Genomic DNA, 14,568 nt, shown 5'->3' with positions numbered 1-14,568 from the left:
TTTATTTCCTCCCCATATATCTCTCAAAAATTTCTCATAATATATTTTAAGTGAATATATTTACAAATAAGGTTCCAAAATTCTTAATTTTTTCTTACAATAAGATGTATAATGTATATATAAATGTTCGAAGTTTGCGTAAAAGTTTTATATAATATTAAGGGTAAAGGCTTTTTTGTTAATGTTGGGCAATAATAAATAATATAAGTTACATTGTGAGGAAAAATTATGAGTTACATAGTATTTGATTTGGAGTTTAACCAAGCCTATAATAATAAATTACCAGATACAAACGAAGCTTCTTTACAATGTCCCTTTGAAATTATTCAAGTTGGGGCAGTGAAGCTAAATGACAACTTAGAGACTATCGCTACTTTGGATAGATTAGTGAAACCTCAAATATTCACGAAGCTCCATCCTTTTATTAAGGAGATGACAGGTATAACCCGTAACAACTTAAATACAGCAAAAAGTTTTAAGGAGGTCTTCGAGGAATTTATTGGTCTGGTAGACGACAGGAATACCATCCTTTGTGTTTGGGGTACAGCGGATATGAGGGAGCTTTTTAGAAATGCTGAATTTCATGGTTTAAATATAAGCTCAATTCCCAGAAAATATATAAATCTACAATCTTATATGTCAAAACTGCTTAGTTGTGAAAAGGGTACTAATATAGGTTTAAAAAGCACTGTAGAGTTGCTTGGCATTCCTCATAATAACGAGTTTCACGATGCCTACAGCGATGCTTACTTTACAGCAGAAATTTTCAAAAGAGTATATAGTGATAAAATAAAGCCCAAGCTTTATAATACAAATAATCCTAAACTCAGCAGCCGGTCTTCAGCAGGAAAAAAATATCTGGATAGTGAAGCTTTAATAAATCAGATGGAGAAAATGTTTAGCAGAAAAATGTCTGAGGAAGAAATTATAATCATTAAGTTAGCTTATATGATGGGAAAAACTAATCAATTCCAAATTTCAGAAAATCCAAACTCTAAGTAAATAAAAAACTAATAAAGCTATCCTTCATAGATAAAGCTTTATTAGTTTACTTTTTTATCAATAATTGTTGAATACTATAAGTTTTCTATTATACCAGCAACCATGTTGCATAAATCCTTTGATGCTTTTGGGGCAGTTTCCTCTACTCTTTCATGAGAATGCTTCACCTTCTGTATTCCCCTTGCCATATTTGTAATGCAGGCAATTCCCAGAACCTCAACTATAGGTCTGGAAGCGGCAACACTGCCATACTTAATTAAGCTAGTCAATAAAGGTATAAAAAATGCTCTAAGAGAAGATCCCGCCTTGCTTCTTGGTCTTAACACCTATAATGGCCATATAACATGTAAGCCCGTAGCAGAAAGTTTAGGACTAGCTTATACTGACCCCTTGACTATATTATAATGCATAAAGCCAAAAACTCGGAGGTCACTATCCTCCGAGTTTTTTGATATCTATTGTGTTTCTCTCTTATTTCTGTGCACCGGTGCATTCTTTGGCCTATTATTTTGAACAGGACCAATATTTTCGAATACTCCTTGTCGTACCTCTCTAAGATTTATATCTGCAAGCATCTTTTTTGAAAATTGTCCTTTTGTTGTCATGGTCTTACCTCCTAACGTTGTTATAATAGAAGAAAATTGCGAAGCAATAAAAATAAAACACGGAATCTACGGAGAACACTGATGACATGGAAAATTATATTGTTAAACAAAACCTGCAAATAAAGCAAAAATAAAATCCCTTCAGCGTAATTCAGCGTCTTCTGCGTGTTCCGTGATGAATATTTTGCTTTGCAATTTCTTTATATTGATACTATACACTTAGGTTGTGTCACCATGATTTTTTTATTCCCCCATTCTCAATTAGCAGCTTAAATAAAAAAGGAATATTTAAAATTGATGTTGGAGAAACTGACAATGAAGAAAGCAAATATGGAGGTGTTTCCGTGCCAGAATATAGAAGGAAAAATACAATATCCAATACCAGGGATAAGCTTGCTGCCGGACCGGTCACCACTGGTGATTTTGCTGCCTCTTCATCCTCTAACCTCACGGTAGATTCTGAAGGTGCTTATGATAAACCTGGAGAGCTTTTTCCACATAACAAGATAAACAAATCTAAAGATAATAAAGTAAGCAATGATAGCTTCGCAAACTCAGGAAATACTTTCTTGTAAATGAAAGATAATTTCAGAAAACATCATATTAAAGTTTCATCTATTTAAATAACTAAAAAAGGAGACTGTAAATTATGCAAAAGGGTAAAGAAAGTCTTGAAAGAAAACTAAAAAATAATAAGTATCACACAGAAGAAGTGTCTCATAACATAGAAATGAGATTTAAAAAGAGCACTCACACCAAGGCTAGTGCCATGCTTTCCGGCCTAGGAAGTGATAAAGAAGATACCCAGGAAGAGTAGCTCTTCTCTCTTATTCACTCCGACAGGGAACTCATAAAATAACAAAAGTCTGACCGCCCAGCGGCCAGACTTTTTTGTAATGTACCCAATATAGCATCTTATGTGGTTATCAACAGAAATTACTTTCTCTGCCTTACTACTTTTCTCTCCCAAGTTTCTAACAACTCCACCTCAATCCACAAGGCTCGTGGTTCTGTAGCTTTAAATCTTTTTCCTGTAACCTTGTATAGTCCGTTTCGCAGTTCAATCCTGTCAGCATTGAGGTACATATCAATGATCTTCGCATCTTTTTCAGTATCTAGGTCTTCGTACCCACAATCAATAGTTGATATATCCTTTTGTTCTTTTACTATTCTCTCATTTATGTCCTTAGCTGTAAATAATGGCTCAGTATATCCTCTCTTAAAAAACATAATCCGGATATTACTCATATAAACATCTCCCAATAAGTTTTTTTCACATAAGACCTAATTTATGTGTTCAATATTTATATATGCAGTTACGTTCTGGTTGACACTTTATAGGCCGAATATTTGAATAATTATAAGAATACTTTGAATTTCATCCAATTATATTCATTTGTATGTATAAAAAATATAAAACAAATAACGACATTACTTATTTATTGATAATCATTGTTGACAAATTACATGCTTTATTGTATTATTAAATCAATAAATACTTCCTACAAAATCCCCCCCAAATTACACATTAAAACTCCATCTATAAGGCAAAGATTTAAGACAGGATATCTTCAGCATAAAGAAAAGAAACCAGCAGTTGCTGGTTTCTTTTCTTTAATTAAAGTCAATTGTTACATAAATTTGCTCTCCTGACATACTTATATCCCGTACTTTTACATCCTTAAAATTGTCACCAGTAAATTTATTAACATCGACCTGTACCATATCTTTTTCCAGCCTTATGTAATCATTAAGGTTCTTGCCCCCCAACTCATTCATAAGTCCCATAAGAATCTTTATTCCACCCTTTGTTATTATATTGAAATAAAGTCTTCCGTCTCTATATCCATTAAAGGCCACCACTACCTTCATATCCGGGAAGAACTTTCCCACACTTACAGTAATTTCGGTCTGGCTTCCGTTTATAAGTTTTATACTTTTTATTCTATCTCGGTTGTAATTTATATTTTTATCAATAAAACCTATCGCTTCAGTCAAGGAAATATTTAAATATGCCATATATAAACCTCTTACAATACTAATTTAGAAAGCTATTACTATTCCTCCCTCATCAGCATAGGTAGAAGATAAGCCTCCCATTTCAACAATAATTATATCCTTAAAGTTGTATCTCTTTAATACCTCTTCTTTAAACTGCAGGGCTTTGTCCAGACAATTGCAGTGAGCTATGCCTAATACTTTATCCTCAAAATCCTTGCCCTTCTCACCTATTGTTTCAACTAATCTCATAAATGCCTTCTTATAGCCCCTTACTTTCTCAAAGAGCTTTATTGATCCTTCATCGCCACACATTATAGGCTTTATTGAAAACACAGAAGCTACCTTTGCAACTAGAGGACTCAGCCTGCCAGCCTTTGCTAAGTGTTCTAAGCTTTCCAGTAAGAAAAAAGTCTTCATTTCTTTTATATAGCTTGAGACTTTATCTACTATCTCCAAATCACTTATATTATGCTTTGAAAGTTCATGTATCTTACGGGCCACCAAAGTCTCCCCTACTGAAGCGCTTAGTGAATCAAAGACATGAATAAATTTATTACCTATTTCCTCTAAAAAAATATTTTTTGCCAATACAGCACTGTTATAGGAACCACTGAGTTTAGAAGATAGGGTTACTACAAAAACACTTTCATCACCTTCATATTTTTTAATATAGTCCTCAGGGGATGGGCACGCAGTCTTTGGTGATTCTTCGCACTGGGCCATATCCTGTATATATTGCTGTACATCTAGATTTTCATCATCCACATATGCCTTGTCCTTTAAGTATAGTACTAGAGGCGCCAAATCCACTTTCATTTCGGCCTTCATTTCAGCAGTTAAATCGCAGCTGCTATCGGCAACAATTTTTATAGCCATCTATTTTCCACCTTCCATAATACGGGTAAACCAAATTATATATATGCAAAATATATATAATTGAACTATACCATATTATTTGCATTTAATCCAGTTATTATTTACTTACATGACACTTACTCATTTAATAATATTAATTTTCTGTAGATATTTTGTTTCATTATATCTCTTAATGATTTAATCTTTGTCTTCATCGTACATATTTTTGATTATCTCATAATTTCTTGTAATAACCGCTTTTCCCTGCCAACTGTATGCTCTATCCCTATATCTTCTGATAAACTCCTTATTAGATATGCTCATAAGCTCTTCATAATCAATGTTAAATTTTAAATCCTCTTTAAATTCATCCAGTATTGTTTCTGCTACCTTCTTATTATGTGGACAAACATCCTGACAAACATCACATCCCCACACAAGTTTGTGCTTTTTTAATATTTCAATGTCTCTCTCAGAAAGTTCTCTCTTCTTCTGTGTTATATAGGACTTACATCTTAAGGGATCAATTGTAAAATCTCCAAGTACAGCACATCCGGGACACTTTTTTACACAGGTAAAACATTGATAGCAGGTTCTGTCCTGCGGTTTATCTGGTTCAAAGGGATAGTTATTTAATATATAACCTATAAAAACATAGGACCCATATTTATCAGTTATTATATGGCCATTAATCCCGAAAAAACCAAGTCCCGCCTGATGTGCTAAATACCTATCTGCCAGCGGTCCTGTATCGGAAAAAACCTTATATTTAAACCCTTCTATCTTATCCACGAGAAACTCCGCTATTTTTTCAAGCTTTTCTCTTGCAATGATATGATAATCTCTTCCAAAGGTATATTTGGATATATTCGCCTCTTCTTTGTGGCCAACAAAGTATGGGAATAGGCATACAATGACAGACTTTACCCCCGGAAGAGTAATCTCAGGATATACCCTCTTTTCTATATCCATCTCCTCAAAACCACATACATGTCCCTTTTCAATTTTATTCTTCCATATCTTTTCGAATTCATAATAGGGTCCCGGCGGTGCAATTCCTATATATTCAATGTTTAAAGTTTTACAGAATTCTTTTAACTGTTCCTTCACTTTCTTTTCTCCTTAATTATGCTTTTTATAATATCATTTGCATAATATCATATTTTTAGTAAAACATAAAAGAAAATTGCGTCACAACGCAATTTTCTAAATGAGTAATGAGCAGTGAGGAATGAGTAATTGAGGAAGATTTTTCTCCGCTGTCCTGCTAACTTATAAATAGCATATATTACTTGTCTCCTCAGTAAACAGCTTATTGTTAATATGGATATAAGCACTGATAAGGTCATAACATAAATTAATATCCCTTTTTTATACTAACTTTATTTTTTAAGTTTGTTTCCCCACTTTCTATCCCTGTCAAAGTATTCAAAAAGCACTCTACGGCTTCATCAACATCTGTTATTGCAGAAATATGCGGCGTGATTATTATATTGGAATTACTCCATAACTCAGATTCCAGTGGAAGAGGCTCAGCGGGAAACACATCTAAAATAGCAATCTTGATATTGTTATTGACTAATGCCTTAAGTAAAGCTTTTTCATTTAGCGTACTCCCCCTACCTACATTTATAAATCCTGCAGAATTTAGATACTTAAAAATATTATCATCTATAATTCCTTGGGTACTCTCTGTTAATGGCAAGGTATTGATCAGCCAATCCACCCTACTTAAATATTCTTGTACATCACTAAACTTTATAGTCCTATTGAAATAATTCACTGTCTTTCCACTTAGGGATACACCTATAACCTCTGCACCAAAATAACTTAGGCTCTTTGCAACTTCACTTCCAATTACACCTGTCCCCAATATTAGTATGGTCTGACTTCCTATAGACGCAGGAGTTAGCTGTTTCCAAAGCTTTTCCTGCTGATTTTTCTTAAATTCTCTATGATGCTGCAGGTCCGAAAGTATATAACTCAGGCAATATTCACTTATCTTTTTACCAAAAGAACAGATTGTTCTTGTCAGCAGCACATCCTTCTTCCACTGCCGTCCAAATAGAAAACCATCTACCCCAGCCCCTAAGGCATGTACCCATTTAATGTTGTAGAAAGCAAAATTATCTGTTGGCTTAAAGGCTACATAAGCATCAGCACAGCGCAGCTCCTTCTCTGTCACCTTATCTTCCGGAAGGCATAAAATTTCCTTTGATATTTTACTTTCCAATGCCTCCCCTATTTCCCTGTATAGCCTCCCGGTTATAAGTATCTTATTTATATCTGACATACTCTTCCCCCTAATAGAAATTTACTTGTTGAAATTTCGTGTATAATTTCTTTTATTTTGTCTTTTCCTTATATTATGATACCAAGACGATTACTTATCAACTTATTCTGTACTTTTTAAAATTAAAAAACTTGCAGCAATTAAGTCTGCAAGTTTTTATTAGGCTAAATACTAATGTTTTTTAGTTCCTATGATCATAAACATATTTCTGCCTTCTAACTGAGCGGCTTTTTCAACTACTCCAAATCCCTCTATTTTAGATAGAAATGCATCAAACACCTTAACTCCTACTCCGGTATAGTTGTTCTGGCGTCCTTTGAACCTAATAGACACCTTAACTTTATTTTCATCCTGTAGGAATCTCTTGGCATTATTAGCTTTTATCTCTATGTCATGCTCTTCAATAGTGGCACTTAGTCTTATCTCCTTCACCTCTACAACCTTTTGATTTTTTCTTGCTTCCTTCTGCTTTTTAGACTGTTCGTATAGGAACTTGTTATAGTCCATTATTTTGCAAACCGGCGGATTAGCGGCAGGAGAAATCATAACCAAGTCTAAGTCCTTTTCTCTAGCTAGCGACAGAGCCTCCTTTGTACTTATTATGCGGCTTTCTTCATCGCTAACAAGTCTTATTTCTTTTTCTTTGATACCTTCATTCAGATTTACGTTTTTAATAATCTACAACACCTCCAAAATTCGAAACATAATAGTTTCCCTATCTATCGTAACACTAAAACTTAAAATTTGCAAATAAGTACATACTATTCATCCAAAGCACCAGAGACACATTCTTCTATTATGTCATCTGTTATAACAAAAGTGTCTGAAGTTTGTTCATCAATTTTTATTTCTTCACCCAAATTCATACTGTTACCTCCTGTTTTACTTTTAAAAATATGCCATGATAATGAAACTAATGAAAGTCGTTATACAACATATTATCCCAGGCCTGATTTAACTTAACTGTGATTACACAATACAGTTATAGTTTATGCTAATACACCTTTTGGTGATTGTAGTATTAAGTAAATATTATAACCATCCATACAAATTTTATTAAATTTAATAAAATAACTATTTTTATTAATTATAGTATGACTTTTTGTAAATATATGGTATATTTCATTATAATTTACATTATATGAAATTTGCAAGAGCAATTTTTATTTTTATTAAGTTTAATATAATTTAATTTTCTTTACTGTTAACACTTGTATGTTAAATTAAACTATACTATAATAGTACTATAGTAAAATTTTACAGAAGCTTGGAGGTTGCTCTATATGGATCAATCAATTGGCGAAAGAATAAAAACTCTTCGTAAAGAACTGAAGTTAACCCAAACAGAATTAGCCGGCACAGAAATGACAAAGAGTATGCTGAGTCAAATTGAAAATAATCAAGCAACTCCTTCCATGAAGAGTCTTCAGTATCTTGCAAAAAAACTTGGTAAACCACTGTCATTTTTTATAGATGGTACAGAGTATTCATCAAATAAACCTGCTGTTGACTTACCTGTGGAAAATATAAATAAGCAATTAAACGAAATTATCTCCCTTATAAAAAAGCAAGAGTATTTCATAGCTCAAGCAAAATTAGAAGACTTGATTAATTCCTATGAATATGACAGGAGCAGTAAGCTATATGCTGATATAATTTTTAGATATGGGCAATGCCTAATCAGCCTTGAGGATTTTGATAAAGGCGAGGAATATATTAGACTTTCAGTAGATATATATATGTCTCAGCATCTTTTTGCTTATGCAGCTCGTGCTAACATGGAGCTTATGGGCAGATGCTATAGCGATTTTCAATATGATAAATGTCTAAATATTCTTGATGAAAGTTTAGATATGTATAAGCATGCTGTAAATCCAGATAATACTTTGGAAGTAGAAATGCTGTACTACAGAGCTCTTATGAAGCTTGCCAATGCGTCTGCGGAAGAGGTTCTTGCACTTATCCAGGAAGCATTAGATATATCAAAGGAAACCGGTACCTATTATAATTCTGATGAGTTATATAGGCTTAAAGCCTATATATATTTCATAATGGAGAAGTTTGATGACTTTAAGTTCTGCATCGAAAAAGCTAAACAATTTGCTGAGTTCACTGATAATCATATAAATCTTGCAAAAATAGAGATACTTCTCGCCCTATATGAAAATACAATTAATAATCCACATAATGCTCTGGAACATCTAAAAAAATGTGATATGTTAACGAATAAAAAAAGATTTAATTATTACATGAATCTTGCTTATGCCAATTATCTTTTAGGAGATTATGAAGCCGCCTATGAGGCTGTGGAAAATATAGAATACAACTCCAGATCAAACCATAAGGTGGATTATTTGACAATGTGGACCGGTAAAGTCTATGAAGGTTTGATACTTCATAAGCTCCATAAGCCTGAAGAGGCTTTTGCAGCAATAAATACAGCCATTGAGAAGTTGCGTTTTTTTGGGCCTTCAAAGTATCTAGCCTTTGCCTTCGAAAGTCTTGCTAACATTTATGCAGAATTAAATGATTATAAGCCGGCTTATGAATCAATATGCGAAGCTTATAATATTCGTATTTCCCTGCAGCGACAAGGTAAAATAGCCTTTTAAAAAAGAACCCCATCCGTTACCATAATTATAACGGTGGGGTTACAATTTTATCTTTTTCATATCTCCATTCCCCGATTCCAACGAATATCAGCAACTCAACCTATTTGGCTTAACCTTATATTGAACGAGTTTTATAATCATATTTTTATCAAGGTTAACGTTTTCAGTAAAACAATCCGTTATCTTATAAGTTGCACACCATACGTTAGAATCATTAATTCTCTTCAGTTGTTGCAGTGAGTTTTCCTTTCCTGACAATTCTGCATAAACTTCACTATCATTGATGTCGCCCTCTGCCTGCCACATAATCTTAGCTAAAAGATGCTTTCTGTCATTCTCGATTCTTTCGAAGGATACTTTTACTTTTTCTTTATTGTCTGCCATAATATTCTCCCCTCCTTAATTCTTGTATTTACCAGTTCTTATACTTATATTATATGCAACGTAGAAAATAATGTCAATAAAATGTTTAATCAAACTAAACATTTCGCAAGTTATCAATAATAAGTTTAATCCATTTCAACTTTTATATAATAGCATTGCCACCTTTAATGATTTTTCAATAAATTGTCATTATTTTTGATTTTTTACTATCATACCCTTTATATCGTATGCATGAATACTTTCACTGATACTAAAATATTCAAATAAAGGAATAGTTCAGGTGATTTAATTAATCTACAGGAAGCACAGGCTATAAAACTTCTTAACTGATAATATTGAAAATTTGTGTAATAATAGGTATAGTTTATTAATGTAATAATTAAGCATTAGTATTTTTTATAGGAGATTTAACATTATGAGTAATACATTTGATACACTTGGTCTAAATAACGCTTTGATAACAGCTTTAAAAAAGTCAGGAATCACCGAACCAACAGAAATTCAAAGCAAGGTTATTCCAGTAGCCCTTGATAACAAGGACATTATTGGTCAATCTAAAACCGGAACAGGTAAAACCCTTGCTTACCTGCTTCCACTGTTCAATAAGATAGATGCTGCAAAAAGAGAAATGCAAGTAATAATACTGGCACCAACCCATGAGTTAGTTATCCAAATACATAAAGAAATAGCAACTTTATCACAAAACTCAAATCTGGGAGTAACCTCAGCGGCAATAATCGGAAATGCCAATTTGGGAAGACAGCTTGAAAGACTTAAAGAAAAGCCTCATATAATCGTCGGCTCTTCCGGTAGAATACTTGAATTGATAAAAATGAGAAAAATCACCGCTCATACTATTAAGACAATAGTAATCGACGAAGCAGATCGTCTCCTTGATGCTACTAATCTAGAAACAGTAAAAGCTATTATAAAATCAACCTTAAGAGACAGACAGCTTATGTTATTCTCAGCTACTATGCCCAAAAAAACCGTGTCAATTGCTCAGGAATTGATGAAGTCACTGGAAATCATCAAGGTGGACGAAAAGGATGAGGTAAACCCTAATATAGCACACTACTATTTTGTTTGCGATCAAAGGGACAAAATAGTACTTTTAAGGAAGCTTGTACATGCAATAAAGCCAGAAAGAGCCCTAGTTTTTATTAATAAAAGCGAGGATATTGAGCGAAATACTGCAAAGTTAAAATATCATAAGCTAAAGGCAGAAGGAATCCACGGCAGTAATGCTAAAGAGGAAAGAAAGAAAGCTTTGGAAGATTTTAGAGCCGGCAGGATAAATCTTCTGGTAGCATCAGATATTGCCGCCCGAGGTTTAGATATCAAAGGTGTTACCCATGTATTTAATTTAGAGGTTCCGGAAGATCCAAAAGATTATTTACACAGGGTCGGCAGAACGGGACGCGCCGGATCTGAAGGTACAGCATTGACTATTGCTACAGAGAGAGAAATTCCACTTATAAATAACATCAGAAAGACATATAAGCTGTCAATACAGCAGAAAGATATTTATATGGGAAAAATTATAGATAAAAAAAATAGAAGGTATCACTCTGATAAAAATTACAAGTAATAAACTATTACAAGCTGTCTATACTAAAAATAGTAGGTTATCACCTAAACCTATAAATTTCATTGTTTATTGAGGGAGGCTATTTATATGACAGACAAACATTTAATCTGTAAAGATTGCGAAAAGGAATTTACTTTTTCAGAAGGAGAACAGGCCTTTTATAAAGAAAAGGGCTTCGAAAATGATCCGGTAAGATGTCCTGAATGCAGAAAAGCAAGAAAGCAAAATAACGATAGGGGCTTTAGAAAATAGTATCTATTTTGCTCACCGCAACAGGAGGTGGCTCTTTTGGATTTGGCAAGCATTAAGAAGGTTGAAGACCTTACTATAATGGGAGATGTTAATAGGCGTTTAGAAGAGGGTTGGGTTCTTATTGATACATATGTCAATAACTATGACCCCAATTCTTATCCAGGCGCCAACACACTACACTATGTTTTAGGACTGCCTGCAGGTCTCTCCAGCACAGAGATTCCTCAGGACACTAATTATGAGACAGACATGGGGTTTTAGTATTCAAAAAAATTTTTAGCTGCAAAGAAGTTAATTTAATTCTTTGCAGCTTTTATGTACTCACTAATAAAAAAATACCGAACTATCTACCATATTAGGCTGATAGTCCGGTTATTTATATTTATTTAAGAGGGGTTACTCACTAGGGTTACATTTTATCGTGGAAGGTTCTGCTTATAACTTCAAGCTGTTGTTCTCTTGAAAGTCTGTTAAAGTTAACTGCATAACCTGATACTCTAATTGTCAATGTTGGGTACTTTTCAGGGTGACTCATAGCATCTTCCAAAGTAGCTCTATTAAATACATTAACATTCAGGTGATGAGCTCCTTGGCCGAAGTATCCATCCATTATACTTACTAGATTGTCAATTCTTGTTTCTGCAGTCTTTCCTAAAGCATCCGGTACTATTGAGAAGGTATTTGAAACACCGTCTTCACATACTCCTGCATAAGGAATCTTTGCTACTGAGTTCAAGGAAGCAAGAGCACCTTCTATATCTCTTCCATGCATTGGGTTTGCTCCCGGCGCAAAGGCTTCACCAGCACTTCTTCCATCAGGAGTAGATCCTGTCTTCTTACCGTATACTACGTTTGAAGTAATAGTTAATACTGAAAGTGTATGCTTAGCTCCTCTGTAAGTTGGGTGCTTCTTAAGCTCATCGGAGAACTTCTTAACTATTTCAAGAGCAATTTCATCAACTCTGTTATCATCATTTCCGTACTTAGGGAATTCACCTTCTATTTCAAAATCTACTGCAATTCCATTTTCTCTTACAGGCTTAACCTTTGCATACTTAATTGCACTCAATGAGTCTGCTGCAACAGATAAACCAGCTACACCGAAGGCCATAAGTCTGCCTACTTCTGTATCGTGAAGAGCCATCTGTCCCGCTTCATAGGCATACTTGTCGTGCATGTAGTGGATTGTATTCATTGTATTTACATAAAGTCCTGCTACATATTCAAGCACTTCAAAGAACTTTGCCTTTACCTTTTCATAATCAAGAACTTCATCTTCTATCTTTTCAAGCCCCTTGATTACAGTCTTGCCCTTCTTCTCATCTACTCCACCGTTGATTGCGTATAGAAGGGATTTTGCAAGGTTACATCTAGCCCCAAAGAACTGCATCTGCTTTCCAACTTTCATAGCGGATACACAGCAAGCTATAGCGTAGTCATCACCATATATTGGTCTCATAACGTCATCATTTTCATACTGAATTGAGTCTGTTAATATAGACATTTCTGCACAGAACTTCTTGAAGTTTTCCGGGAGTCTCTGTGACCATAACACTGTCATGTTTGGTTCTGGAGCAGGACCTAAATTAATTAATGTGTGTAAGAATCTAAAGGAGTTCTTTGTCACAAGTGGTCTTCCATCTTCACCTACGCCACCGATAGATTCAGTTACCCATGTTGGGTTTCCAGCAAATAATTCGTTATATTCAGGTGTTCTAAGATGTCTTACCATTCTTAGTTTTATTACGAACTGGTCTATTAATTCCTGAGCTTCTGCCTCAGTTAATGTTCCATTCTGAAAATCTCTTTCGATATATATATCAAGGAAAGTAGATGTTCTTCCTAGTGACATCGCTGCCCCATTGTTTTCTTTAACTGCAGCTAAATATCCAAAGTAAACTGCCTGAACTGCTTCCCTAGCATTAGAAGCTGGCTGAGAAATATCTATTCCATAAGATGCTGCCATCTCCTTCATTGCCTGAAGAGCTCTTATCTGTTCAGAAACTTCTTCTCTCTTTCTTATAAGTTCATCAAGGAAATCACCCTTTAGATCCTTTAGATCTTTTTTCTTTTCTTCTATCAGGAAATCAATTCCATATAGAGCTACTCTTCTGTAGTCACCTATAATTCTACCTCTGCCATAAGCATCTGGAAGTCCAGTTAAGAGTCCTGCTGATCTAGCAGCTTTCATTTCTTCACTATAGGCATCAAATACTCCATCATTATGAGTCTTTCTGTACATTTTAAAATACTTATGAATTGTTTCATCCAGCTTAAATCCATATGCATCCAGAGACTGTTCAACCATTCTCATACCACCAAACGGATTAACAATTCTCTTTAAAGGTGCATCAGTCTGAAAACCAAAAATGACTTCATTTTCCTTATCAAGATATCCAGGCTTAAAATTGTTTATACCGGAAACAATTCCTGTTTCTACATCCATTACACCTTTTTTTATTTCTTCAACTATAAGCTTAGCAGCCTTATCCCAAACCTTCTTTGTCTTTTCTGTTGGGTTTGTAAGAAAGCTCTTGTCTCCTTCATACAAAGTATAGTTCTTCTGTATAAAATCTCTTACATTGATACCTTCTGTCCATTCTCCAGCTTTAAAACCTTCCCATTGTTTAAACATTTTACATACCCCCTAAGTTTTATAGAATTCTCATTTTCCAAAATTTGCAGTTCCATGTTCATTTTTATTTTATAAGTAATTAATAATTATTATCCCTATATTTTTATTATAATATCACTATAACAGTTTGTCAACATAACTGGTACAGTTTTTTATTTCACGATTTTTTCGTATTTTACAGCCATGTTAACAATTACGCTTTGACTATAACAGTATTTTTATTATTTTAACCATCTTATATTATTGAAAATTTTTCTTTGGTCCAAACCGTTATAATCTTTTTATTCTGTCACAATTTATCTTTAAGCAAATATACTAAATAAAAACTCTAGACATTA

General features: G+C 33.9%; 18 protein-coding genes. 8 read left to right on the top strand and 10 right to left on the bottom strand.

Features of this window, described 5'->3' with window-relative positions:
* Positions 1-228: 228 nt before the first annotated feature.
* Positions 229-1,002 (top strand): 3'-5' exonuclease, encoded by a 774-nt coding sequence (locus tag FHY60_RS03215; protein WP_139903402.1) that lies wholly within the window; start codon positions 229-231, stop codon positions 1,000-1,002.
* A 74-nt stretch (positions 1,003-1,076) separates the two neighbouring features.
* Here FHY60_RS03215 and FHY60_RS17760 read toward each other — a convergent pair whose 3' ends face one another.
* Positions 1,077-1,271, bottom strand: a complete 195-nt coding sequence (locus FHY60_RS17760) for a hypothetical protein (RefSeq protein WP_180375376.1) — start codon at positions 1,269-1,271, stop codon at positions 1,077-1,079.
* On the opposite strand from FHY60_RS17760, the gene FHY60_RS03205 reads away from it, so the two are divergent.
* Positions 1,198-1,407 (top strand): hypothetical protein, encoded by a 210-nt coding sequence (locus tag FHY60_RS03205; protein ID WP_139903396.1) that lies wholly within the window; start codon positions 1,198-1,200, stop codon positions 1,405-1,407. The genes FHY60_RS17760 and FHY60_RS03205 overlap by 74 nt on opposite strands.
* Positions 1,408-1,457: 50 nt before the next feature.
* Here FHY60_RS03205 and FHY60_RS17755 read toward each other — a convergent pair whose 3' ends face one another.
* Positions 1,458-1,607 (bottom strand): hypothetical protein, encoded by a 150-nt coding sequence (locus FHY60_RS17755; RefSeq protein ID WP_163215718.1) that lies wholly within the window; start codon positions 1,605-1,607, stop codon positions 1,458-1,460.
* A gap of 344 nt (positions 1,608-1,951) precedes the next feature.
* Here FHY60_RS17755 and FHY60_RS03200 point away from each other — a divergent pair, with 344 nt between their 5' ends.
* Together FHY60_RS03200 and FHY60_RS17750 are read left to right on the top strand one after the other, a co-directional pair.
* The gene (locus FHY60_RS03200) at positions 1,952-2,182 is read left to right on the top strand and encodes a hypothetical protein (RefSeq protein ID WP_139903394.1); all 231 of its coding nucleotides are present in this window, start codon (positions 1,952-1,954) and stop codon (positions 2,180-2,182) included.
* A 74-nt stretch (positions 2,183-2,256) separates the two neighbouring features.
* Positions 2,257-2,424 carry a hypothetical protein gene (locus tag FHY60_RS17750; protein WP_163215717.1) on the top strand — a complete coding sequence of 56 codons (168 nt, stop codon included), beginning with the start codon at positions 2,257-2,259 and terminating at the stop codon, positions 2,422-2,424.
* A 119-nt stretch (positions 2,425-2,543) separates the two neighbouring features.
* Here the strand turns inward: FHY60_RS17750 and FHY60_RS03195 are convergent, their stop codons facing one another.
* The 6 genes from FHY60_RS03195 to infC all read right to left on the bottom strand — a co-directional run bounded on the left by FHY60_RS03195 (position 2,544) and on the right by infC (position 7,434).
* Positions 2,544-2,837, bottom strand: a complete 294-nt coding sequence (locus FHY60_RS03195; protein WP_180375462.1) for a hypothetical protein — start codon at positions 2,835-2,837, stop codon at positions 2,544-2,546.
* Between the two features lie 384 nt (positions 2,838-3,221).
* Positions 3,222-3,626, bottom strand: a complete 405-nt coding sequence (locus FHY60_RS03190; RefSeq protein WP_139903390.1) for a hypothetical protein — start codon at positions 3,624-3,626, stop codon at positions 3,222-3,224.
* Positions 3,627-3,650: 24 nt separating this feature from the next.
* Complete coding sequence (locus FHY60_RS03185) at positions 3,651-4,484, bottom strand: DegV family protein (protein WP_139903387.1); 834 nt, start codon at positions 4,482-4,484, stop codon at positions 3,651-3,653.
* 177 nt (positions 4,485-4,661) lie between these two features.
* On the bottom strand, positions 4,662-5,573 hold the full coding sequence (gene queG, locus FHY60_RS03180; protein WP_139903384.1) for a tRNA epoxyqueuosine(34) reductase QueG: 912 nt from the start codon (positions 5,571-5,573) through the stop codon (positions 4,662-4,664).
* A 247-nt stretch (positions 5,574-5,820) separates the two neighbouring features.
* Positions 5,821-6,756: a D-2-hydroxyacid dehydrogenase gene (locus tag FHY60_RS03175; RefSeq protein ID WP_139903381.1), complete on the bottom strand. Its 936-nt coding sequence runs from the start codon at positions 6,754-6,756 to the stop codon at positions 5,821-5,823.
* A gap of 171 nt (positions 6,757-6,927) precedes the next feature.
* A complete protein-coding gene (infC, locus tag FHY60_RS03170) occupies positions 6,928-7,434 on the bottom strand; it encodes a translation initiation factor IF-3 (protein WP_243122263.1) in 507 nt (168 codons plus the stop codon).
* Between the two features lie 605 nt (positions 7,435-8,039).
* Between infC and FHY60_RS03165 the strand changes: the two genes are divergently transcribed.
* Positions 8,040-9,368, top strand: a complete 1,329-nt coding sequence (locus FHY60_RS03165) for a helix-turn-helix domain-containing protein (RefSeq protein ID WP_139903377.1) — start codon at positions 8,040-8,042, stop codon at positions 9,366-9,368.
* Positions 9,369-9,455: 87 nt separating this feature from the next.
* Here the strand turns inward: FHY60_RS03165 and FHY60_RS03160 are convergent, their stop codons facing one another.
* Positions 9,456-9,752, bottom strand: a complete 297-nt coding sequence (locus FHY60_RS03160) for a hypothetical protein (RefSeq protein ID WP_139903374.1) — start codon at positions 9,750-9,752, stop codon at positions 9,456-9,458.
* A 415-nt stretch (positions 9,753-10,167) separates the two neighbouring features.
* On the opposite strand from FHY60_RS03160, the gene FHY60_RS03155 reads away from it, so the two are divergent.
* From FHY60_RS03155 to FHY60_RS03145, 3 genes are all read left to right on the top strand, one after another.
* Positions 10,168-11,343, top strand: coding sequence for a DEAD/DEAH box helicase (locus tag FHY60_RS03155; RefSeq protein ID WP_139903371.1), 1,176 nt, complete (start codon positions 10,168-10,170; stop codon positions 11,341-11,343).
* An 87-nt stretch (positions 11,344-11,430) separates the two neighbouring features.
* On the top strand, positions 11,431-11,595 hold the full coding sequence (locus FHY60_RS03150) for a zinc-ribbon domain-containing protein (protein WP_139903368.1): 165 nt from the start codon (positions 11,431-11,433) through the stop codon (positions 11,593-11,595).
* Positions 11,596-11,631: 36 nt separating this feature from the next.
* Positions 11,632-11,856: a hypothetical protein gene (locus FHY60_RS03145; protein WP_139903363.1), complete on the top strand. Its 225-nt coding sequence runs from the start codon at positions 11,632-11,634 to the stop codon at positions 11,854-11,856.
* Between the two features lie 148 nt (positions 11,857-12,004).
* Here FHY60_RS03145 and pflB read toward each other — a convergent pair whose 3' ends face one another.
* Positions 12,005-14,230, bottom strand: coding sequence for a formate C-acetyltransferase (gene pflB / locus FHY60_RS03140; RefSeq protein WP_139903360.1), 2,226 nt, complete (start codon positions 14,228-14,230; stop codon positions 12,005-12,007).
* Between the last annotated feature and the right edge of the window lie 338 nt (positions 14,231-14,568).

Origin of the sequence: Clostridium thermarum (genome assembly GCF_006351925.1) — a bacterium.
In the GTDB taxonomy this organism is placed as follows: Bacteria; Bacillota; Clostridia; order Clostridiales; family Clostridiaceae; genus Clostridium_AU; species Clostridium_AU thermarum.
This window is presented reverse-complemented; position numbering and strand designations above follow the sequence as displayed.

What these genes read in the sequence shown, in the direction of transcription:
- FHY60_RS03215 (WP_139903402.1), top strand. Translation starts at nt 229, where the DNA reads ATGAGTTACATAGTATTTGATTTGGAGTTTAACCAAGCCTATAATAAT.
- FHY60_RS03205 (WP_139903396.1), top strand. Translation starts at nt 1,198, where the DNA reads ATGCAGGCAATTCCCAGAACCTCAACTATAGGTCTGGAAGCGGCAACA.
- FHY60_RS17755 (WP_163215718.1), bottom strand. Translation starts at nt 1,607, where the DNA reads ATGACAACAAAAGGACAATTTTCAAAAAAGATGCTTGCAGATATAAAT.
- FHY60_RS17750 (WP_163215717.1), top strand. Translation starts at nt 2,257, where the DNA reads ATGCAAAAGGGTAAAGAAAGTCTTGAAAGAAAACTAAAAAATAATAAG.
- FHY60_RS03195 (WP_180375462.1), bottom strand. Translation starts at nt 2,837, where the DNA reads ATGTTTTTTAAGAGAGGATATACTGAGCCATTATTTACAGCTAAGGAC.
- FHY60_RS03190 (WP_139903390.1), bottom strand. Translation starts at nt 3,626, where the DNA reads ATGGCATATTTAAATATTTCCTTGACTGAAGCGATAGGTTTTATTGAT.
- FHY60_RS03185 (WP_139903387.1), bottom strand. Translation starts at nt 4,484, where the DNA reads ATGGCTATAAAAATTGTTGCCGATAGCAGCTGCGATTTAACTGCTGAA.
- FHY60_RS03175 (WP_139903381.1), bottom strand. Translation starts at nt 6,756, where the DNA reads ATGTCAGATATAAATAAGATACTTATAACCGGGAGGCTATACAGGGAA.
- FHY60_RS03165 (WP_139903377.1), top strand. Translation starts at nt 8,040, where the DNA reads ATGGATCAATCAATTGGCGAAAGAATAAAAACTCTTCGTAAAGAACTG.
- FHY60_RS03160 (WP_139903374.1), bottom strand. Translation starts at nt 9,752, where the DNA reads ATGGCAGACAATAAAGAAAAAGTAAAAGTATCCTTCGAAAGAATCGAG.
- FHY60_RS03155 (WP_139903371.1), top strand. Translation starts at nt 10,168, where the DNA reads ATGAGTAATACATTTGATACACTTGGTCTAAATAACGCTTTGATAACA.
- FHY60_RS03150 (WP_139903368.1), top strand. Translation starts at nt 11,431, where the DNA reads ATGACAGACAAACATTTAATCTGTAAAGATTGCGAAAAGGAATTTACT.
- pflB (WP_139903360.1), bottom strand. Translation starts at nt 14,230, where the DNA reads ATGTTTAAACAATGGGAAGGTTTTAAAGCTGGAGAATGGACAGAAGGT.